The organism is Micromonospora sp. NPDC051227 (genome assembly GCF_044455385.1).
In the GTDB taxonomy this organism is placed as follows: domain Bacteria; phylum Actinomycetota; class Actinomycetes; order Mycobacteriales; family Micromonosporaceae; genus Micromonospora.
In genome coordinates, this window is sequence record NZ_JBITET010000006.1 from 251,540 (window position 1) to 270,744 (window position 19,205).

Here is a 19,205-nt window from a genome sequence, read left to right on the forward strand (position 1 = left end):
CTGCGCGGCAGACGGCCCCGAGTTGGCGACCTAGCGTCGACGGCGACATCACAGATCGTGCCCACAGGGGTGCCGAGACCAAGGAGAAGTACTGCCGTGACCCGTATCAGGCTGACGTGGATCGTCCTTATCGTGCTCGTCTGGGCGGCGATGATGTCCTTTGGTGGGGTCGCGGCCGAGACCGTGATGCTCTACCCGAACATTTTCGGGGACGCGCCCGCCTCGCTGGACCGGGCCCGTGAGTTCCTGGTCGCCGGAGGCCCGAGCGACTACTTCCCGCCGCTGGGCGCCTCGGTCGTGTTGATGAGCCTCGCCGCGACCGCCCTCACGTGGCGCAATCGGCGCCTGCGGTGGTACGTCGCCGCCGCCGCGGTGGTCTTCATCGCCTGCGAGTTCCTGTTCTCGGTGGTGTTCTTCTGGCCACGCAACGAGATCATGTTCGTCGACCCGGTCGGCACGCATTCCCCGGAGTACCTGCGCCAGGTCGCCGAGGAGTTCGTCGCCGGCCACTGGGTGCGCCTCGCCGGCGGAGCGGTGACGTCCGCGCTGGCATTCACCGCCCTGCTGCGCTTCGCCAGGGAAACCGCGCCGGTGCGGGTCGAGCGATGAGCGTCGGGCGTCGCACGCTCGGGTTCTCGTGGCCTGCCCTGGTCGCGCTGGCCGTGTTGGCCGCACCGCGGGTGGTCCTGCACGACCTGCACGTCGTGGAGGAAGGGCGGCCCATCGCCGTGCTGCTCGCGGTCGTACCGCTGATCTGTTGGGTTGCCGCCGTGCTGTGGCGGCGTCCGCCGCGGCCGTTCCTGACCGTGGTGGTCATCGGGGCGATCTACGGTGTTCTTCTCGCGGTTGGTCACCAAATTTTGTGGGACGAGGCGTTCGGTGCGACCGGGCCGAGGCTCGGGGACATCGACCCTCGGGCGCAGGAAGCGATCCTTCGGGTGGCGGCGGTGTTCTCCAGCCTCGTCACCGGAATCCTCAGCGGGGTGGTGGCCGGGGCGGTGGCGGCGGTGCTGAGCCGGCTCGTCATCGGGCGGCAGCGTGCCGCCGAGTCGGAGCGGGCCGGGGGACGGCCGCCGGATGCGGCCGCCCCCCAGAGGTAGCGCGGGTGTCAAGGGTTTGTCCCGAGGTTCAGCGGATCGTCGCCCCGCCGGTGGGGGTCGGCTGGGCCCGCTCGAACCGCACCTTGCTCAGCCATCCCGGGAGGTCACTGAGCACGTACAGCTCGCCGTTCACATCGGCGCCGAACGCCGTCGGCTGGGTGGGGAAGGTGCCGATTTCAGCGGACTCGTAGCCACCCGTGGACTTGGGACGCACGGCGAAAGCGCGGGTCGAGCAGTAGTCGCTAGCGATGTAGGTGCCCCGCGCCTCCGGGGTGACGGACCCCCGGTAGACCAGGCCGCCGATGATGGAGCAGTTTTCCGTCATGTAGTGGTCGTACTCGACGATCGGGTCGGTGAGCCGCACGCCCGGCCGGCACTGCGTCTCGTCGAAGACCGGCGTGCCCTCTCGACAGGACCAGCCGAGGTTCGCGCCACGCTGCGACGGGCGGACGTGGTTGATCTCCTCGATCAGACCCTGGCCGACGTCACCGATCCACAGCGAGTTGTCGGCCGGGTCGATGGAGAACTTCCACGGGTTGCGCAGCCCGTAGACCCAGATTTCCGGCCGCGCTCCCGGCGTGCGGACGAACGGGTTGTCGTAGGGCACGCAGTAGGGTTTCCCCCCGCAGCTGCGGTTGACGTCGATCCGCAGAATCTTGCCGAGCAGGGTGCCGAGGTTCTGGCCGCTCTTGTAGGGGTCGTTCGCGTAGCCACCGTCGCCGAGGGACCAGTAGAGGTAGCCGTCGCGGCCGAAGGCCACCTGTCCGCCGTTGTGGTTGCCGTACTCGGCGTGCTCCTGGGTGAGCAGCACCTGCACCCGATCAGGAGCGTTGATGGGCACTCGCGCCAGGGTCAGCGCGCCGGCCGGCAGGCTCGTGTAGGCCACGTAGAGCATCCCGGTCCGCGCGAAGTTCGGCGCCGGAGTGATGCCGAGAAGGCCGCGCTCGTTGTCCGACGTGTCGATCCGGGCGGTCAGGTCGATCACCGGGTCGGGTGCCAGGCCGGTGTCGGGGTGGTAGGCGCGGACGGTGCCGTTCTTCTCCGCGATCAGCATCCGGCCGTCCGGCAGCCCGGTGATCGCTATCGGACGCTGCAGGCCGAAGGCCACCTGTTCGGAAACCACGGTCAGCTCAGCGAGTGGCACAGCGCGGAGTTTGGATGGGCCGGCCGCGGCGGTGCTGGCCACCGGCGCCAGTGGCGACAGGGACGTAGCCAGGGCCAGAACGAGCAACCCGGCCAATATGGCGGCCGGGCGACGACGTCGTCGTGACATGTTCAGCTCCTCGAGCAGGTGGGTGGTGGACGCGGTCTGGGAGCGTTCCCACGATACATTGGCTCGAATCGATATCCAACCTCTCGCTGATCTCGCGGCCAGCCGTACCAGGTGTGGTTGCGGCGGGTGCGCGCTGACGCAACTCCGCTGGCGGCCGGCTCGTTGGTAGCGAGGGGCGGACGGAGGCGGGCGATGGCGGCGGGGCGGGGTGTCGAGCTGCTGCGCCCTCCAGTGAGCTCGGGTCGGGCGACGTTCCTGGAGCTGTTCTTCGATCTGGCGTTCGTTGTGGCCCTCACCCGGGTCTCGCAACGATTCGCGGGGTTGGGCGACGAGACTGGCTGGGCGCTCGTCACGGGGTTCGGGCGTACCCTGCTGCTTTTTCTGGCGCTCTGGCTGATCTGGTCGCACACCGCCTGGATCACCAGCCGGTACGAACCGGAGCAGCCGATCATTCAGGCCGTCGTGGTCGGCACCATGTTCGCCGGCCTGATCATGGCGGTGACGCTGCCCCGCGCCATGGAGGAGCGAGCGCTGCCGTTCGCGGTCGCGTACCTGATGGTGATGGTGGTGCGGCCGCTCGTGGTCGCCGTCGCGCTGCGTGGTCATCCGCGACGACTGGTGCCCTTCCGGCTTGTCGTGTGGGCTCTGGCGAGCGCCCCGCTGTGGCTGGCCGGCGCGTTGGGCCCGGATCACCTCCGCCTGCCACTGTGGGTTGTCGCCCTCGCTGTCGACTACCTCGCCTGGACATTGGGCTGGCCGTTGCCATGGCTCGGGGTCGCGAAGGTCGGTCGGTGGCGGATCGCGGGGACCCATCTCGCGGACCGTTATCAGCAGATGTTCCTCATCGCGCTCGGTGAGTCGATTCTGGTTATCGGCGTGGTTTTCAGCGGCGCTGACTACTCCGCGGAGCGGGCAGCCGCCTTCGCGGTCGCCTTCGCCACCAGCGCGCTGCTCTGGCGGATCTACTTCTACCGCGCCGGTCTGCTGCTGACCGAGGCGTTCGACCGGGCGGGCATGCCCGCCCGGCTGGGCGCGGTATCGGAACGGACGCACCTGTTGATCGTGCTCAGCGTGCTCGTCACGGCGGTCGGCTACGAGCTGGTGATCGATCATCCGTTCGGGCAGCCGCGGCCCAGTTGGCTGCTGTTCTTGGTGGGCGGTCCGATGCTCTTCCTCGTCGCCCGGGTGCGGTTGCAGTACGAGATTTTTGGTCGGGTTTCCCATTCCCACCTGATCGGATTGGTCGCTCTGCTGCTGTGCACGCCGGCGTTGGCCCAGGGGGCGCCGATGGTCGGGCTGAGCGTGGTGGCCGGAGTGCTGGCTCTGGTCGCGCTTGTCGACGCGTTGCGCAGGTGGGGGCAGCCGACGGAGATTTCCGCTTCACCGATCGGAGGCGGAACCTCCGACGTTGGCGATTCCGAGGCGTGACGTTGTCGGGCGTGGCTACCGCGGCCACCGCGGGCCCGCCGTCCAACTTCGGAGCGGCTGCCTCCGGCTTCGGCCGCGCACTGGCGAATAGCCCCTCCCCGTAAGCTGTCAACGGTTCACCTAGTACTATTAGCCATTCGCCTAATAATGGTAGGCAGCTAGGGAGGGTCATGGAGAAGCGAGGGCTGACGCCGGAGCGTCTGACCCGAGCGGGGGCGGAGTTGGCCGACGAGGTCGGCTTCGACGAGGTCACCGTTTCGGCGCTCGCCCGGCGGTGCGGCGTCAAGCTCCCGAGCTTGTACTCGCACCTGAAGAACTCACACGACCTCCGGGTCCGCATTTCGCTGTTCGCGCTGGAGGAACTCGCCGACCGGGTGGCCGATGCCGTCGCCGGTCGTGCTGGCAGGGATGCCCTGGCCGCTTTCGCCGACGCCTACCGTGACTACGCCAGGGAGCACCCGGGCCGCTATGCCGCCGCTCGGCTCCGGCTCGATCCGGAAACGGCGGCCGCCAGCGCTGGCGTCCGGCACGCGCAGATGGCCCGGGCGATTCTGCGGGGCTATGAGTTGAACGACCCGGGCGCGACGCACGCGGTCCGGCTGCTGGGCAGCGTCTTCCACGGCTACGTCAGCCTGGAGCGGGCCGGCGCTTTCGCGCACAGCGCCCCCGATGAGCAGCAATCCTGGGACTGGATCGTGGATTCACTCGACGCGCTGCTACGCAGCCGCAGCTCCTGACGGGGCGAGGGACCGCACTCGTCCGCGAGTGGTTTGCGGCGCGCGCGCCGATGAACACCGATATCCCTCGAGAGGCATTGAGGTAATGACCACCGAGCATCACTGGACCACCCCGATCACTGCGGAGCTGCTGCGCGGCTTCGTCGACCTGGAGACGACTGCGCGCGGTCTGCTGCCGCATCGGCTGACCGCACGGGCGCGCCGGCAGATCCCCGACGACCAACTGGCCATGGCCGAGGCCCAGCCCTCCGGTGTGCGGCTGGCGTTCCGTACCCAGGCCACCACTATCGAACTGGAAACGCTGCCCACCAAACGGGTCTACCAAGGCTTTCCGCCCCCACCGGACGGCGTCTACGACCTGCTGATCGACGGCCGCCTGGCCGCGCAGGCCTCGGTGCCCGGAGGCAACGTCCGGACCGTCACCGACATGTTCACCCAAACCTCGGTGCTGGCCGAGGGGCCGACCGGCACCGCCCGCTTCGCCGATCTGCCCGCGGGTGAGAAAAACGTCGAGATCTGGCTCCCACACACGGAGATCACCGAGCTGATCGCGCTGCGCACCGACGCGCCCGTCGAGCCGACCCCGCCCAACCGGCGCAGGACGTGGCTACACCACGGCAGTTCCATCAGCCACGGCTCGAACGCCGGTCATCCCAGGGCCATCTGGCCGGCCCTGGCCGCGGCTGAGGGCGGCGTGGAATTGGTCAACCTGGGGTTCGGCGGGAGCGCGCTGCTCGACCCGTTCACCGCCCGCGCCATGCGGGACATCACGGCGGACCTGATCAGCGTCAAGATCGGCATCAACATCGTCAACAGCGATGTGATGCGTCTACGCGCCTTCACCCCCGCGGTCCACGGGTTCCTCGACACTGTCCGGGAGGGGCATCCGACCACACCACTGCTGGTCGTGTCCGCCATCCTGTGCCCGGTCCAGGAAGACACGCCCGGCCCCCTCGCGCCAGACCTTGAGGGCGGGAGCCTGCGGTTCAAGGCCACGGGAGATCCGGCCGAACGCAGCGCCGGGCGGCTGACCCTCAACATCATCCGTGACGAACTCGCCCGGATCGTCGAACAGCGCTCGGCCGACGACCCGAACCTGCACTACCTCGACGGACGCGACCTGTACGGCGAGGCCGACTACGCCGAACTCCCACTGCCCGACGAGGTACACCCCGACTCTGCCGGGCATCGCCGCATCGCGGAGAACTTCGCGCGGCTTGCGTTCGGCGACGGCGGCCCATTCGCCCCGAAGACCGGCTAACCGTTCGGGTACGCGGACAGCGAGGCCCATTGCCCTCCGCGGCGTGCCCGCCCGCCACGACCGAAGCGGACGTGGACCGGTCGATCGCCGCGATCACCCGTCTCGCCGCACAACCGGCAGGAGAGACGCGCACCGCGCGGTGATGTCGAACCGGCGTTTCCTTCAGGGGTGGTGGCGAGCGCCACGCTTCCCCCGCCTCACCCGAGGGATGGATAGAACGATCGGTCTTGACGATGGGGATCTGGGCCGGTACGGTTCTCAGGGACAGAACGTTCGTTCTACCTGGCGCCAGTCAGGTGTGCGGCTGTGCCTGAAGGAGAGCGTCATGCCCACCAAGATCACCCTTGTCATCGGTAATCCCGCCAACCCCGACGAATTCGAGAAGGTCTACGCCGACCTACGCCGGGCCGCGGAGACGTTCCCAAAGCTTCAGCGGGTCGAGTCGGCCAAGGTGTGGCCGAAGGAGGACGGCACGCCCACTCCCGCGTACCGGACGCTCGACCTCTACTTCGCCAGCTACGAGGACGCCTCTGCCGCGGTCGCGACGCCCGCCGCCGGCGCCGTCTTCGGTGGGCTCCAGGGCGCTCAGGTGGAGATCACGGGGCTGTTCTCAGACGTCGAATAGCGCCACCCGACCCGGCGGTGGCCTGAGCCCCGCTGGGCGTCCCTCCGCCCCGGAATCACCGAGAGGATGACCATGACCACTGTTGCCGCTCCCGGCATCTCGACGACGGCCGCTGCCCTGCGGCGGTTGTACTTCGGTCGCTTCGCCTTCGCAGTCGTCTGGGCTGCCGTGACGTTGCCACTCGCGAAGCACCTCAACCCCCTCACCGCCACGTTGCTCGTGCTCTACCCGCTGTTCGACGTGGCCGCCGCCATCGTCGACGTCCGCGCGTCGCGGGCCACCGGATCGCCAACCCTGCTGTACGTGAACGTCGCGATCAGTCTGCTCGCCGCGGTGGGCCTGGGCATCGCCGGCACGTCCGGCGTCCCGGCTGTCCTGCGGGTCTGGGGTGCCTGGGCGGTCGTGGCCGGGCTGGTGCAGCTGATCGTCGGCGTCACCCGCCGCAAGATGGGCGGCCAGTGGCCGATGATCATCAGCGGTGGCCTCTCCGTACTCGCCGGCGGATCGTTCATCGCGGCGGCCTCCGCGGACAACCCGGCGCTGACCAACGCGATCGGCTACGCCATCCCCGGCGCCATCTTCTTCCTCATCGCGGCCATCCGCCTCGGTCGCCCCGCGAAGAAGGGAAACTGACGTGCAGAACGCCACGTACGACGTCGTTGTCATCGGCGCGGGGCCGGTGGGGGAGAACGTCGCCGACCGCGTCGTGCAGGGCGGCCTGACCGCCGCGATCGTCGAGCGGGAACTGGTGGGTGGCGAGTGCTCGTACTGGGCCTGCATGCCGACCAAGGCGTTGCTGCGCAGCCAGGCCGCGCTCCGGGCGGCTCGTCAGCTGCCCGGTGCGCGCGAGGCGGTGACCGGCGAGCTGGACGCGGCGGCCGTGCTGCGCCGCCGGGACGCCGTCGCCTCGCACTGGAAGGACGACGGGCAGGTGTCCTGGCTGAACTCCGCGGGCATCGCCCTGTATCGGGGCCAGGGGCGGATCGGCTCCGACCGGATCGTCGAGGTGACCGGCGCGGACGGCGCCACCACCTCGCTCACCGCCCGACACGCGGTCGTCATCGCGACCGGAAGTAGCGCACTGGTGCCGGACATCGCCGGTCTGCGCGAGGCGGCACCGTGGACCAGCCGTGAGGCAGCCGCCGCCAGCGAGGTTCCCGGCCGGCTCGCCATCATCGGTGGTGGCGTGGTGGCCACGGAGATGGCGACCGCGTACGCCGGCCTCGGATCGGCGGTGACGGTGCTCGTCCGCGACGGAGTGCTCACTCTGGCGGAGCCGTTCGTCGGCGAGCGGGTCACGCAGTCCCTGCGGGAAGCTGGCGTGTCGGTCCAACTCGGTGCCGAGGCCACGTCGGTGAACCGCGACGGCGACGGCACGGTGCACATCACACTCACCGGCGGCGACCAGGTCGAGGCCGACGAGATCCTCGTCGCGATCGGACGTACGCCGAACACGCACGACGTCGGCCTCGACCGGATCGGCCTGAAGCCGGGCGCCTGGCTCACCGTCGACGACACACTGCGGGTGGTCGACGGTGCCGGTGCGTTGATCGGCGACGGATGGCTGTACGCGGCCGGGGACGTCAACCGGCGGGTGCTCCTGACCCACCAGGGCAAGTACCAGGCTCGCGCGGTGGGCGACGTGATCGTGGCGCGGGCCACTGGCGAAGCGGCAGACGACCGCCCGTGGGGTCGGCACGTCGCTACCGCCGACGAGCGCGCCGTGCCGCAGGTCGTCTTCACCGACCCGGAGATCGCGTCGGTGGGGCTGACCGCAGCCGCCGCCGAGGCCGCCGGACTCCGGATCCGGGTCGTCGACTACGACCTGGCCGCCGTGGCCGGGGCCGCGCTGCACGCCGACGGCTACCAGGGGCATGCCCGGATGGTCGTGGACGAGGACCGACGGGTGATCGTCGGCCTCACCCTCGTCGGCCCGGACGTCGCGGAACTGATCCACGCCGCGACGATCGCCATCGTCGGTGAGGTCCCACTGGAGCGGCTGTGGCACGCCGTGCCCGCGTACCCGACCGTCAGCGAGGTCTGGCTGCGCCTGCTGGAGGCGTACGGCCGCTGATCTGAGCCGTGCGGCCGTCCGCGCCGTCGCTGGCCGGGCACCCGCGCGACGAGAGGGAGACGAAGCCCGCCGAGCGGAAGCGGGCTCAACCGGTGGTGGCAACACCGAGGAGCTGGGTCATCCCCTCACCGGGGGGTGGCCCAGCCCGAGGTCGTGCGACGGCTAACGGGCCGACTCTGCCGACTGGCGCTCGGAGTTGATCCTGAGGAGTCCCTCGACACCGCGCAGGAAGGTCTCGGACACCAACGTGGGCTCGGAGAGGCATCCGGCGGCCATGGCGCCGTCCCGGAGCATGACGAAGTGGCGCGCTGCGGGATCCGCCGTTTCTTTGTGGACCTGCGCCATGAGCGTGGTGATGCTGTCCAGGAACCATTGCCGGTGGGCTATGAGTTCTTGGTGCACGGGATGGTTCGTGTCGGGGTATTCCGCTGCGGCGTTCAGGAACGCGCATCCACGGAACCCGGGGGACTGGATGTTCTGAGCGATGGAATTGGCGATGGCCAGGAGCGGCTCGAGCGGCGGTCGGTTGGCGGAGAGGGCCTGGTCGACCATGCCGCGCTCCAGCTGATGCACCTCACGCAGGTAGGCCAGGATGAGGTCGTCCTTGCTGGGGAAGTGCCGGTAGAAAGTAGCTCTGGTCACCTTCGCCTCGGCGATGATCCGGTCGACGCCGACGGAGTGGATGCCCTCCGCGTAGAAGATCCTGGTCGCCGTGCGGAGCAGCTTGAGACGTGCCTCAGAGGGTCGGGCATCGGGTTCGTCGCTCGCCATCCATCCATCTTAGCGACAGAACGTTCGGTCTGATCCGTACCTGCGGGCATTGAGCGTGGTATCCGATGGCCGCACAGCGCGCGAACAGTGACCGGCCAATCATCTCGTGTCCGAGTCGGGCGCCGGCCAGATGTTTGACGAGGCACTCCGTTCTTCGATCTCGCTGACAGTGGCCTCATCAATGCTGGATTCTGGATGCTGCAACCCCATCGGAGCCGGGATCGCGCGGGCTGATTCGCAATGCCGGGGAAATGCTCCGTCGACCGTCCTCGTCGGTCCGGCCTGCATGCCGCAGGCAGCGGGTGGCGAGCCCTCGAAAGGAACTCCAGATGAGCGCTGCTTCTGACAGGTCTGCCCAGGAGATGCCGACAGTCGTGCTGATCCATGGGGCATTCGCCGGCTCGTCGAGTTGGAACGGGGTGATTGCCAACCTCAAACGTCGGGGTTACCCGGTCATTGCCGTCGCCAACCCGCTGCGCGGTGTGCAGAAGGACGCCGCTTACGTGCGGGCTCTCCTGGACAGCTTGCCCGGACCGGTCGTGATGGCCGCCCATTCCTACGGCGGGCTGGTCATGACCGAGGCCGCGGCCGGTGCCTCCAACGTCAAGGCCCTGGTGTACGTCGCCAGCGTGAGCCCGGACGTGGGCGAAAGCGTGATCGGGTTGCTCACCAAGTACCCCGGAAGTCAGCTCGCCACCAGCATCAATATGGTGCCGATCCCCTCCGACGACGGCGGCACGACCATGGACCAGTACATCCTGCAGGACAAGTACCCCGAGGTGTTCGCCGCCGACGTCGACCCCGGCACCGCCGAAATCATGGCGGCAACGCAGCGGCCCGCCTCGGCGAGCGCCCAGGAGGAGGGCGTGACCAAGGCCGCCTGGAAGACGATCCCCTCCTGGACCCTGATCACCACCCAGGACCAGGGCATTCCGCCGGACCTGCAGCGCTTCCTGGCCGACAGGGCGGGGTCCACGACAGTTGAAATCGCCGCCTCCCACGCGGTGGCAGTCTCGCAACCCGGACCGGTCGCAGACCTCATCGACACCGCCGCCCGCGCCACCGCACGCTCGATGCAGCTGTCCAAGAGTCGTCGGGGTTAACCAGGCTTGCCGAAGCGGCGTTCGGCCGGGCGGGCATACCGGGCCGGTTGGCGCGGTGTCGGATCAGTGCGGAAAGGCGCGGGGGATGCGTGCGCCGAGAAGCTCTTCTGTGCGGTCAAGGCGGGCTCGCTGTACCTGGACGCAGTGACCACCCCGAAAGCCTTCCTCAAGGTGCGAGGCTGGTCGATTCGGTGCGGGGCTCAGTGTACGGGCGCTGAACAGGCGGTCGCTAGCGCCGATGGCTGTCCCGAAATAAGCGCACCTGTCCGGGCTGCTCACCGGCCTGTTCGGGCTTGTTCCGGGCACTCGTCAGGATTGGGTGACCGTTCCTGGTTCAGCACAACAGCGCGTATCTCGAACAGCGTCCACAGACGTCATGGGTGTGCTGATTACTGCGTGAGTGTCAGCTGTCCGAGTTCCTGGGTGCATCGGGTGAGCGCGACGTAGAGGCCGTTCCAACCGCGCGGTTCGGCGGCAATGCCCTGAGGATCGATGAGGAGCGTCGCGTCCCATTCCAGTCCCTTGGACTGGGTTGCGGTGAGCACCGGCACATCACTGAGTACGGCTTGGAGTGTGGCGATGCGCTCCGCGGGCGCGATGACGCCGACCGTGCCGCCGTGCCACCGTTGTTGCAACTGCCGCACCGCTTCCACGGTGGCGCCGGCAAGCTCAGCGGGGGTGATCGTGAGCTCCCAGGGGGCGATGCCGGAGGAACGTACCGCTCGTGGCGGAGTGTTGTGGCTGCCAGCCTTCTCCAAGACCGGTTCGGTGAGGTCCATGACCTCGCGCGGGGTCCGGTAGCAGATGGTGAGTTCCGCGCCGGTCCAGCGGTCTCCGAAGGCAGCCCGCACCGCTTGTGCCCAGGTGGTGTGCCGGTGCGCTGCCTCGGCCTGGTCGATGTCGCCGACGGCGGTGATGGAGCGACTGGGACAGCGCCGGAGAACCATCTGCCACTGCATTTCGGACAGCTCCTGCGCCTCGTCGATGACGACGTGGCCGTACACCCAGCCGCGCTGGCGGCGAGCGCGGTCGGCGAGGAACTCGCCCTGTGGTTGCGGGGTGTCGACCTCGCCGAGCAGGTCGGCGAGGGCGTCGAGCAGAGGGATGTCGCTTGATGCCCATGGAGCGGGCTCGGCCGCGACGGCCGTGATCTCCTCGGGGGACAGCTGCGGGGCGAACCGGGCCAGCAGGGTGCGGTCGGTCAGGAGATCACCCAGCAGGGTCTCGGGGTCGAGGGTGGGCCACCATGCCTCGATGAACCGGGCGATGGTGGCGTTCTCTGCGATACGACAACGAAGCTGTTCGACTTCCTCCTCGGAGAGCAGACCGTCGATGTCGCTGCCGGTGGCCGTCCGGGTGGAGGGGTGGTCCTGCTCCATGCCCTTGTCGACGCGGGCGAGGATGTCCTCGAAGCCCTCCTCCATCTCCTCCATCAGCGCCTCGCGCTGCTCGGCGACGACATCGGCCAGGAGGTGGTGCACCTGCTCGGCGAACGCCGCGCGGGCGCGGTGGTACGGGCGTCCCTGCACCGCCGAGGCGAGCGCCTGCGCCACAGTTGCCGCTGGAATGACGTAGAACTCGCCCTCCCAGCGCAGCTTCAGCTCGTGCGGTCGGGGGAGCAGCGACGCGACGTAGCTTTCGAGCGTGGACTGCCAGAGGGCGCGGCCCTTGATCTCGGCGAGAAGCCGGCTCTCGTCGCGGCCCACGTGGATGTCGGCCAACAGGGTGTCGCAGGTCGCCGAGACGACGGCGGTCTCACCGAGCGCGGGCAGCACCTGGGCGATGTACTGGAGGAACCGCGGCGACGGGCCCAGGACCAGGACCGCCTGGTCGGCCATCTTTCGGTGGGTGAACAGCAGGTACGCGACGCGGTGCAGGGCAACCACTGTCTTGCCCGTGCCGGGACCGCCCTGGACGATCAACGGGCCGGTCGCCTCGGCCCGGATGATGTCGTCCTGTTCGCGTTGCAGGGTGGAGATCGCCGTCGACATGCGACCGGTGCGGCGCTGGTCGAGGGCGGCCAGTAGAGCGCCTTCGCCGACGAGTTCCGCCGTTGCGCTCCCGTCCAGGGGCTCGTCGTCCACGCCGATGACGGCCGATCCCGTCGTACGGATGTGCCGGCGCCGCGCCTGACCCTGTGGGTCGACAGCCGTCGCGGTGTAGAAGGGCCGAGCTGCGGGAGCGCGCCAGTCCACCAGCAGTGGCTCAGCGCCCTCGCCGTCGTTACGGAGACCGACACGGCCCACGTGGCGCACGGTGCCGTCAAGGCCGTCGAGGCGGCCGAAGACCAGACCGTCCTCTGCTCGCCGTAGCTCGTCGTACTGCTGGCGGAGCATGCGCTGCCGGGCCCGCTCCAACGCGTCCAGGGGCTCTGACGAAAGTTCGACCTGTAGGTGAGCGGCCAGCCTGTCGCGCCGGGCCGTTGCCAAGTCCAAGAATGCCTGTTCCTCGGCGACTGCGGATCGGCGCGCGGCACCCTCTGCGGTCGAGGTCGGCAGTTGGCCGTCAGGTGCTACCTCGCCGACGCCAGCGGTGCCGTTGCTCAGGGCAGACTTCCGGTGCATTCGCAAATCCTTGTATCGGGGTAACCCTCGGCCCGGATGAGCCGCAGCGCATTCGGCGGCAAGCATAGAGTTGGTTTCCCTCACCGGCCAGGGAATCAGCTGGCAGAGATCGGTATCTCAATGGCTTGCGGTTCCGGGGTTGCTCGTGACCTCACCAATCCCGATTTTCTTATTGACAGTCCAGTCTTCATCTGTTCTGTGGGTGTGTGTTCCGAAACCCTCATGTGTGTCGGGGCCGTTGCCGGCTGTCCCCGAACCGCTCGAAGAACGCGCACTGCTTTACCCGTTCGCGCCGACGAATCTGTCGCCCACGGATCGGTCCTGGTTCATCTGGACGGACTGCTACCTACTGGGCCGATCACCGCGTCGGCGAGGGTCGTCCCGCGGAGGTCAGCTCAACCTGAAGGACACGTCGTCGACGTCGAAGGCGGTGGCGCCGTTGCCGGCCGTCTCGCTGGCGAGGAAGCTGACCGTCGCGGTGCGTTCGGTAGTGGCTGTTCCGCTCGACATGACGTACTGCCGCCACTCCGCCCCGCCGTCGAAGGCCAGCGAGAACCTCGTCTTCGGGGGAATCCCGGTGACCGCCAGTCCGACGTTCAGGTAGTCGCCGCGGCTGGTCTCCGTGGTGGTGGTCCGCACCCAGAAGCGGACCGTCAGGTCGCAGTTGGCCGGCACTGTGACGGTGCTGCGCAGCAGGTCGCTACGTGTCACGTCCAGCCCGGCGAAGGTGGCGTACGCGCGGCCGGTGTGTGCGGGCCGGGTCGCGTCGCCCAACACGACGATGCGGGGGCCTGCCGTCCAGCCGGTGGTGCCGCGCTCGAACCCCGGGTTCGGGTGGATCTGCCCGGTGCAGGGCGGGTCCGCCGCCGGCTGGCCGTGGGATGCGCCGCCCGTGGCCAGGAGCAGCAGGGCCGCAGCCGAGACGGTGGTGACGAACGCCTTCATCGGTTCTCCCCGCGTCAATACATTCGAGATAGTCGATGCATGTCGACGATGCGCGATGGACGTGGGCGCGTCAAGCACTTCCCGCCGTCGGCTCCGGGTGTGCGGCGGCCGGCCGCAACCTGCTGGCGCTACCGCCTGCGGCGGGCGTCGGCCTCGGTGTCGAGCAGGTCGTTGAGCGTCAGCGCTGAGTTGATCAATGAGAGGTGGCTGAACGCCTGGGGATAGTTGCCGATCTGCTCTCCGGTCGAGGCGATCTCCTCGGCGTAGAGGCCGAGGTGGTTGCTGAAGGTGAACATCTTCTCGAAGGTGAGTCGGGCGTCGTCGAGGCGGCCCGAACGGGCCAGGGCCTCGACGTACCAGAAGGTGCACATGTTGAAGGTGCCCTCGTGGCCCGGGAGGCCGTCGGGGGAGTGGACCGGGTCGTACCGGTGGACCAGGCTGTCGGAGACCAGCTCACGCTCGATCGCCTGCAAGGTGGACTGCCACAGCGGGTCGCTCGGCGTGACGAAACCGACCGCCGGCATCTCGAGCAGCGCTGCGTCCAGCACGTTCTCGTCGTACGCCTGCACGAAGGTGCCGCGGGCCCGGTCGTACCCGCGCTCCATGACCTGGTTGTAGATGCGGTTGCGCTGCTCGGTCCAGCAGGTCATGTCCCCGGGGCGGCCGGTGCGGGTGGCCAGCCGAATGGCCCGGTCCAGCGCGACCCAGGACATCACCCGACCGAATGTGTAGTTGCGGGGGTGGTGGCGGCTCTCCCAGATGCCGGCGTCGGGTTGGTCCCAGTTGTGGCAGAGCCAGTCGACCAGCCGGACGGTGCTTTTCCACACCTGGTGCGAGACGCGGATGCCCTGCTCGTCGGCGAGGTGCATGGCGTAGAGGGCCTCGCCGTGGATGTCGAGCTGCAGCTGGTCGGCGGCGCCGTTGCCGATCCGCACCGGCCAGGAGCCTCGGTAGCCCTCCAGATGCTCCAGCACCTCCTCGTGCAGGTCGGAGGAGCCGTCCACGCGGTACATGATCTTCAAAGGGTCCTGGTGGTCGCCGGCCTCGCGGATCCGCTCGTCCAGCCAGTTCATGTACCGGCTGACCTCCTCGGTGAAGCCGAGGCCGAGCAGCGCGTGCACCGAGAACGACGTGTCGCGTACCCAGGTGTAGCGGTAGTCCCAGTTGCGGGTTCCGCCGACCAGTTCGGGCAGCGCGGTGGTGGGTGCGGCGATCATCGCGCCGGTCGGCGCGTACGTCATGAGTTTGAGCGTGATGGCCGAGCGCTCGACCATCTCCCGCCAGCGGCCGGTGTATCGGGAACGTTCGAGCCAGCGCCGCCAGTAGTCCTGGGTCCACTCGAACATGCCCTGGATCTCTTCCGGCGCGAAGATGCGCGGTTCGGCGCCGCCCGTCTCCAGGACCACCCCGCCGGTGTCGCCCTCGTTAAGAGTGCCGTACGCGACCAGATCGCCGCCCTCAAGGTGGACGTCGCCCTGTTCGGAGATCAACCGCCGCACGGGGTCGACCGGGTTGAACGTCAGCGTCGCCGACCGGCTGCGGAAGACGTAACCGTTGTGGTGGCGCTCAAGCTGATGCTCTTCGCGGGCGTAGTCGAACCGCGGACGACACTCCACCCGGAAGCGCATGCTGCCGCGGACCATGGTGACGGTGCGGACCAGCCGATGCGCGTCGGTGGCCCGCTCGCCGGTGACCGGCATGAAGTCCATCACCTCGGCCACCCCGTCGGCGCTGATGAACCGGGTGATCAGGATGGGTGTGCCGGGCAGGTAGAGCTGCTTGGTCACGTACCGCACGTCGTGCGGCGCGATCTGGAAGTAGCCGCCCTTCTCCTTGTCGAGCAGGGCGGCGAAGATGCTCGGCGAGTCGAACCGCGGCGCGCAGAACCAGTCGACCGTCCCGTCGCACGTCACCAGCGCGGCGGTCTGTAGGTCGCCGATGAGCCCGTGATCCTCGATCGCCGGATAGCTGTCCACGTCTCTCCCCGGTTCGGCTGCGTCCTGCGCACCGAACCTAGGGGAGGAATTGTCAACTTAGGTGAGATTCACGTTCCGCCACCCTGTCGCGTGGCACAACCTGCACCGACCGTCCGCCGGGTCCGATTGGCGCGGGAGGTGTAGCCCCGGTCGGGTCGTACGCGGGGACGGCCGACACCGAGACGGGGCACGACCACCGACACGCCGCACCCGACTTCGAAGCAGCACACCTAGCGAGGTGCCGCGAGGATGTCCCGGAGTACGTCCTCGAGCGTGACGCGGGCCAACTCTCGTCTCAAGGTCTCCTCGATGCCCCCGTAGATGCCCTGCATCGCCGGTTGGATGCCGTAGCCGACCACGCACTCCTGGTCCGGGGTGGCGCGGTGCATCGCGAAGAGTGGGCCGGGTTCCACTGCCTCGTACACGTCGAGCAGGGTTATGGACTCCAGCTCGCGTGTTATCGACCAGCCTGCTCCTGCGCCCCGCCGGGAGTCCACGAGCCCTGCCCTGCGCAGCTCGCCGAGCAGCCTCCTGATCACCACGGGGTTGGTGTTGGCGCTGGTCGCGATCTGCTCCGAGGTGGCGACCGGGTTGCCCCGGCGCTGGTAGAGGCTGATCCAGGCCAGCGCGTGGGCGGCGATCGTCAGCCTGCTGTTGGCGCTCATGAGTCCTCCTTCCTGCCGTAACGCTCCACGTTACGACCGTCACGTCGTAACAACAAATGTTGCGACAGTGTTGTTGTAACCATTAGCGTTACGACTTCCTGGAGGATCAATCAGCGAGGTGGAAAGAATGAACAAGCCGCTCACGGGCAAGATCGCCCTGGTCACCGGGGGCTCCCGCGGCCTGGGGGCCGCGACCGTACGACTGCTGGCCGAGCACGGCGCGGACGTCGCGTTCACCTATGTCAGCTCTGAGAAGCAGGCGCGGGCCGTCGTCGACGAGGTGCGCGGCAAGGGCGTGAAGGCCGTCGCCTTCCAGTCCGACCAGGCGGACATGAGCCGGGCGTCGGTGCTCATCGACGACGTGGTCGCCTACTTCGGCGGCCTGGACATCCTGGTCAACAACGCGGCGATCTCGCCGGAGCAGGGCCGGACGGTGGACGACCCGGAGGCCGACCACGCGGCGCTGGACCGGATGCATGCCACCAACTACCTCGGCGTGATCGCCATCATCCGGGCCGCCTCCCGAGTGCTGCGCGCGGACGGCCGAATCATCACCGTGAGCTCCGGACTGGGCACCCGGGTCGGCGTCCCCGGTCTTGCCGACTACTCGGCGACCAAGTCGGGAATCGAGAGGTACACCATGGGCGTCGCGCGGGACCTCGGACCCCGGGGCATCACGGCCAACGTCGTGGAAGCCGGACTGATGGAGAGCGGGCTGGAACCACCGAACCCCGAGACCCTCAAGGCGCTGCTCAGCTCACTGTCCCTGCAGCGCATGGGCCACCCCGACGAGATCGCCGCGGCGATCGCCTTCCTGGCGAGCCCCGCCGCGTCGTACGTCACCGGCGCGGTGCTGGACGCCCACGGCGGCTACAACGCCTGAATGACCGGGAGAGGGCCTCGGTCGGCGACCGAAGTGATCCAGTGAGCGACAACTCGGAGGAACACCCTAATGACCAGCTCGACCAATGTCACCAAGGCCATGGTGAACCAGTTCATGGAGCGTCTGGCCAAGCAGGACGCGGAGGGCCTCGGCGAACTGTTCGCCGACGAGATCGATTGGAACGTCCCCGGTAGCGAGGAACTGCCGTGGACCGGGCGCCGGTCAAGACGCGAACACGTCCCCGTCTACTTCCGCACAATGTGGAAGGCTTTCGTCGCTGGCCAGAGCACCGCGATCCCGGGCGCGGTGGTCGTCGACGGCGACGATGCCGTCATCCTCGGGACGTTTTCGCACACCGTCGTCTCTACGGGCAAGCGGTTCGAGACGCCGGTCGCACTGCATCTCACCATCTCCGACGGCAAGATCGTGCGTATGCACCTCTACGAGGACACACACGCCGTGAACCAGGCCTTCCAGGCGTGAGCCACGCGATCCCGACGCCGAGGCGATAACAACATGCCTGGGCGTCATTGCTGACCGGACAGGGCCGCCAGCTCGGCGTAGCCATCCGGGTCGGCGCTCACCGTGACCCTGGCCAGGACCCCGCCCGTGCGGGGGTCGAGCAGCGCGGCGGTACGGGTGTCCTTGTGTGTGTCGACGCCGATGACGACCACGGGCCGGGCCGGTCAGCCTCATGGTCAGTGCAGCGGGCGGCAGGAGGAACGGATGACCAGCTCGGTGGGGAGCCGGATGTGGGTGTCGCGTTCGACGCCGGCGATCAGGTCGACCAGCAGGCGCAACGCCTCGGCGCCCATCCGTTGCAACGGCTGCGTGATGGTCGTCAGCGGCGGGTTGACAAGCGCCGACTCCGGTACGTTGTCGAAGCCGATCACCGACAGGTCGTCGGGCACCGACAGGCCCATGTCGCGGGCCACGGTCATCGTGGAGATCGCGGAGAGGTCGTTACCCGCGAAGATCGCGCTCGGCCGGTCGGTGAGGGCGAGAAGCTCCGCGGCCGTGCCGGCGGCGCTCTCGATCCGGAACCCGCCGACGCGGACGAGCCGCTCGTCCACCGGCACACCGGCCTCGGCCATGGCACTGCGGAAGCCGGCCTCGCGCAGCTGCGCCGACTTCAGGTCGGTGCGTCCACTGATGTGCCCGATCCGCGTGTGGCCGAGGGACAGTAGGTAGTTGGTCGCCAGCACGGCGCCGGCGAAGTTGTCCGAATCGACGGTGGGCAGGTCGGACGGCCCGGTGTGTGGGTCGACGGCCACGACGTGGAAGCTGTGTTCGGTCTCGACCACGGTCGGCGTGACGATCACGGCGCCGTCGATGAGGGTGCCGGAGAGCCGGGCGAGCGAGCGCCGCTCCCACCCCACGGCGGCGCCCTCGCCGTCCCCGCTGGAGTAGGCCAGCAGTTGGTATCCGCTCCCGGCGACCTCCTGCGACGCCCCTTTGAGCAGCTCGGTCGAGAACGGCTCGAACTCGGCGACCAGGATGCCGAGCACGTTGGTGCGGTGGCTGCGCAGGCTCTGCGCCCCCAGGCTCGCCTCGTAGCCGAGCTCGTGGATGACCTGTTGGACGCGCTCCACGGTTGCCTGGGCCACGCCGTAGCGGCCGTTGACGACCTTCGACACGGTCGCGACCGAGACGCCGGCAGTACGTGCCACATCCGACATCTTGACGCGCTGCTGAAACACCACGTCGATGATGATAGGGCCCCGCAGCGGGCGCGTCGCCAGCGACTCGAAAACGTTATCGATACCGATTGACATCAAGTTACATGACTGTAAAACTTCG

19 protein-coding genes are annotated in these 19,205 nt (G+C 68.5%); 11 read left to right on the forward strand and 8 right to left on the reverse strand.

The genetic code is table 11. The features are described 5' to 3' along the window. The first annotated feature begins 96 nt into the window (after nucleotides 1–96). Together ACIA47_RS17850 and ACIA47_RS17855 are read left to right on the forward strand one after the other, a co-directional pair. Nucleotides 97–609: a DUF1772 domain-containing protein gene (locus tag ACIA47_RS17850; protein ID WP_396709143.1), complete on the forward strand. Its 513-nt coding sequence runs from the start codon at nucleotides 97–99 to the stop codon at nucleotides 607–609. After that, nucleotides 606–1,100, forward strand: coding sequence for a hypothetical protein (locus ACIA47_RS17855; protein ID WP_396709145.1), 495 nt, complete (start codon nucleotides 606–608; stop codon nucleotides 1,098–1,100). Before ACIA47_RS17850 ends, ACIA47_RS17855 begins: the two co-directional genes overlap by 4 nt. A 28-nt stretch (nucleotides 1,101–1,128) precedes the next feature. On the opposite strand, the gene ACIA47_RS17860 is transcribed toward ACIA47_RS17855, so the two are convergent. Further along, complete coding sequence (locus ACIA47_RS17860; RefSeq protein ID WP_203116057.1) at nucleotides 1,129–2,373, reverse strand: PQQ-dependent sugar dehydrogenase; 1,245 nt, start codon at nucleotides 2,371–2,373, stop codon at nucleotides 1,129–1,131. A gap of 192 nt (nucleotides 2,374–2,565) precedes the next feature. On the opposite strand from ACIA47_RS17860, the gene ACIA47_RS17865 reads away from it, so the two are divergent. From ACIA47_RS17865 to ACIA47_RS17890, 6 genes are all read left to right on the forward strand, one after another. Further along, the gene (locus tag ACIA47_RS17865) at nucleotides 2,566–3,801 is read left to right on the forward strand and encodes a low temperature requirement protein A (protein WP_203116059.1); all 1,236 of its coding nucleotides are present in this window, start codon (nucleotides 2,566–2,568) and stop codon (nucleotides 3,799–3,801) included. Between the two features lie 170 nt (nucleotides 3,802–3,971). Beyond that, nucleotides 3,972–4,538 carry a TetR/AcrR family transcriptional regulator gene (locus tag ACIA47_RS17870; protein WP_396709148.1) on the forward strand — a complete coding sequence of 189 codons (567 nt, stop codon included), beginning with the start codon at nucleotides 3,972–3,974 and terminating at the stop codon, nucleotides 4,536–4,538. Nucleotides 4,539–4,623: 85 nt separating this feature from the next. After that, nucleotides 4,624–5,799, forward strand: a complete 1,176-nt coding sequence (locus tag ACIA47_RS17875; protein ID WP_396709150.1) for a GDSL-type esterase/lipase family protein — start codon at nucleotides 4,624–4,626, stop codon at nucleotides 5,797–5,799. 325 nt (nucleotides 5,800–6,124) lie between these two features. Beyond that, nucleotides 6,125–6,424 (forward strand): hypothetical protein, encoded by a 300-nt coding sequence (locus tag ACIA47_RS17880; RefSeq protein ID WP_203116066.1) that lies wholly within the window; start codon nucleotides 6,125–6,127, stop codon nucleotides 6,422–6,424. Between the two features lie 72 nt (nucleotides 6,425–6,496). Further along, nucleotides 6,497–7,057 (forward strand): hypothetical protein, encoded by a 561-nt coding sequence (locus ACIA47_RS17885; RefSeq protein WP_203116068.1) that lies wholly within the window; start codon nucleotides 6,497–6,499, stop codon nucleotides 7,055–7,057. Between the two features lies 1 nt (nucleotide 7,058). Continuing rightward, nucleotides 7,059–8,498, forward strand: a complete 1,440-nt coding sequence (locus tag ACIA47_RS17890) for a dihydrolipoyl dehydrogenase family protein (RefSeq protein ID WP_396709153.1) — start codon at nucleotides 7,059–7,061, stop codon at nucleotides 8,496–8,498. A gap of 162 nt (nucleotides 8,499–8,660) precedes the next feature. Here ACIA47_RS17890 and ACIA47_RS17895 read toward each other — a convergent pair whose 3' ends face one another. Then, complete coding sequence (locus ACIA47_RS17895) at nucleotides 8,661–9,269, reverse strand: TetR/AcrR family transcriptional regulator (protein WP_396709155.1); 609 nt, start codon at nucleotides 9,267–9,269, stop codon at nucleotides 8,661–8,663. A gap of 329 nt (nucleotides 9,270–9,598) precedes the next feature. Here ACIA47_RS17895 and ACIA47_RS17900 point away from each other — a divergent pair, with 329 nt between their 5' ends. Beyond that, nucleotides 9,599–10,372 carry an alpha/beta fold hydrolase gene (locus ACIA47_RS17900; protein ID WP_396709157.1) on the forward strand — a complete coding sequence of 258 codons (774 nt, stop codon included), beginning with the start codon at nucleotides 9,599–9,601 and terminating at the stop codon, nucleotides 10,370–10,372. Between the two features lie 389 nt (nucleotides 10,373–10,761). Here the strand turns inward: ACIA47_RS17900 and ACIA47_RS17905 are convergent, their stop codons facing one another. The 4 genes from ACIA47_RS17905 to ACIA47_RS17920 form a co-directional block, all read right to left on the reverse strand. Then, nucleotides 10,762–12,936, reverse strand: coding sequence for a HelD family protein (locus ACIA47_RS17905; protein WP_396709159.1), 2,175 nt, complete (start codon nucleotides 12,934–12,936; stop codon nucleotides 10,762–10,764). A 390-nt stretch (nucleotides 12,937–13,326) separates the two neighbouring features. Next, the gene (locus ACIA47_RS17910; RefSeq protein ID WP_203116075.1) at nucleotides 13,327–13,881 is read right to left on the reverse strand and encodes a hypothetical protein; all 555 of its coding nucleotides are present in this window, start codon (nucleotides 13,879–13,881) and stop codon (nucleotides 13,327–13,329) included. Nucleotides 13,882–14,009: 128 nt separating this feature from the next. Continuing rightward, nucleotides 14,010–15,857, reverse strand: coding sequence for a glycoside hydrolase family 15 protein (locus tag ACIA47_RS17915; protein WP_396709161.1), 1,848 nt, complete (start codon nucleotides 15,855–15,857; stop codon nucleotides 14,010–14,012). Nucleotides 15,858–16,087: 230 nt separating this feature from the next. Then, entirely contained in the window at nucleotides 16,088–16,522 is a 435-nt protein-coding gene (locus tag ACIA47_RS17920; RefSeq protein ID WP_203116076.1) for an Rrf2 family transcriptional regulator, read from the reverse strand. 127 nt (nucleotides 16,523–16,649) lie between these two features. On the opposite strand from ACIA47_RS17920, the gene ACIA47_RS17925 reads away from it, so the two are divergent. Both ACIA47_RS17925 and ACIA47_RS17930 read left to right on the forward strand, forming a co-directional pair. Next, the gene (locus ACIA47_RS17925) at nucleotides 16,650–17,405 is read left to right on the forward strand and encodes an SDR family oxidoreductase (RefSeq protein WP_203116078.1); all 756 of its coding nucleotides are present in this window, start codon (nucleotides 16,650–16,652) and stop codon (nucleotides 17,403–17,405) included. Between the two features lie 69 nt (nucleotides 17,406–17,474). After that, nucleotides 17,475–17,888: a nuclear transport factor 2 family protein gene (locus ACIA47_RS17930; protein WP_203116080.1), complete on the forward strand. Its 414-nt coding sequence runs from the start codon at nucleotides 17,475–17,477 to the stop codon at nucleotides 17,886–17,888. Nucleotides 17,889–17,932: 44 nt separating this feature from the next. On the opposite strand, the gene ACIA47_RS17935 is transcribed toward ACIA47_RS17930, so the two are convergent. Next, complete coding sequence (locus ACIA47_RS17935; protein ID WP_396709164.1) at nucleotides 17,933–18,079, reverse strand: hypothetical protein; 147 nt, start codon at nucleotides 18,077–18,079, stop codon at nucleotides 17,933–17,935. 24 nt (nucleotides 18,080–18,103) lie between these two features. Further along, nucleotides 18,104–19,108 (reverse strand): LacI family DNA-binding transcriptional regulator, encoded by a 1,005-nt coding sequence (locus ACIA47_RS17940; protein ID WP_203116082.1) that lies wholly within the window; start codon nucleotides 19,106–19,108, stop codon nucleotides 18,104–18,106. Between the last annotated feature and the right edge of the window lie 97 nt (nucleotides 19,109–19,205).

What these genes read in the sequence shown, in the direction of transcription:
- ACIA47_RS17855 (WP_396709145.1), top strand. Translation starts at nt 606, where the DNA reads ATGAGCGTCGGGCGTCGCACGCTCGGGTTCTCGTGGCCTGCCCTGGTC.
- ACIA47_RS17860 (WP_203116057.1), bottom strand. Translation starts at nt 2,373, where the DNA reads ATGTCACGACGACGTCGTCGCCCGGCCGCCATATTGGCCGGGTTGCTC.
- ACIA47_RS17865 (WP_203116059.1), top strand. Translation starts at nt 2,566, where the DNA reads ATGGCGGCGGGGCGGGGTGTCGAGCTGCTGCGCCCTCCAGTGAGCTCG.
- ACIA47_RS17870 (WP_396709148.1), top strand. Translation starts at nt 3,972, where the DNA reads ATGGAGAAGCGAGGGCTGACGCCGGAGCGTCTGACCCGAGCGGGGGCG.
- ACIA47_RS17875 (WP_396709150.1), top strand. Translation starts at nt 4,624, where the DNA reads ATGACCACCGAGCATCACTGGACCACCCCGATCACTGCGGAGCTGCTG.
- ACIA47_RS17880 (WP_203116066.1), top strand. Translation starts at nt 6,125, where the DNA reads ATGCCCACCAAGATCACCCTTGTCATCGGTAATCCCGCCAACCCCGAC.
- ACIA47_RS17885 (WP_203116068.1), top strand. Translation starts at nt 6,497, where the DNA reads ATGACCACTGTTGCCGCTCCCGGCATCTCGACGACGGCCGCTGCCCTG.
- ACIA47_RS17895 (WP_396709155.1), bottom strand. Translation starts at nt 9,269, where the DNA reads ATGGCGAGCGACGAACCCGATGCCCGACCCTCTGAGGCACGTCTCAAG.
- ACIA47_RS17900 (WP_396709157.1), top strand. Translation starts at nt 9,599, where the DNA reads ATGAGCGCTGCTTCTGACAGGTCTGCCCAGGAGATGCCGACAGTCGTG.
- ACIA47_RS17905 (WP_396709159.1), bottom strand. Translation starts at nt 12,936, where the DNA reads ATGCACCGGAAGTCTGCCCTGAGCAACGGCACCGCTGGCGTCGGCGAG.
- ACIA47_RS17910 (WP_203116075.1), bottom strand. Translation starts at nt 13,881, where the DNA reads ATGAAGGCGTTCGTCACCACCGTCTCGGCTGCGGCCCTGCTGCTCCTG.
- ACIA47_RS17920 (WP_203116076.1), bottom strand. Translation starts at nt 16,522, where the DNA reads ATGAGCGCCAACAGCAGGCTGACGATCGCCGCCCACGCGCTGGCCTGG.
- ACIA47_RS17925 (WP_203116078.1), top strand. Translation starts at nt 16,650, where the DNA reads ATGAACAAGCCGCTCACGGGCAAGATCGCCCTGGTCACCGGGGGCTCC.
- ACIA47_RS17930 (WP_203116080.1), top strand. Translation starts at nt 17,475, where the DNA reads ATGACCAGCTCGACCAATGTCACCAAGGCCATGGTGAACCAGTTCATG.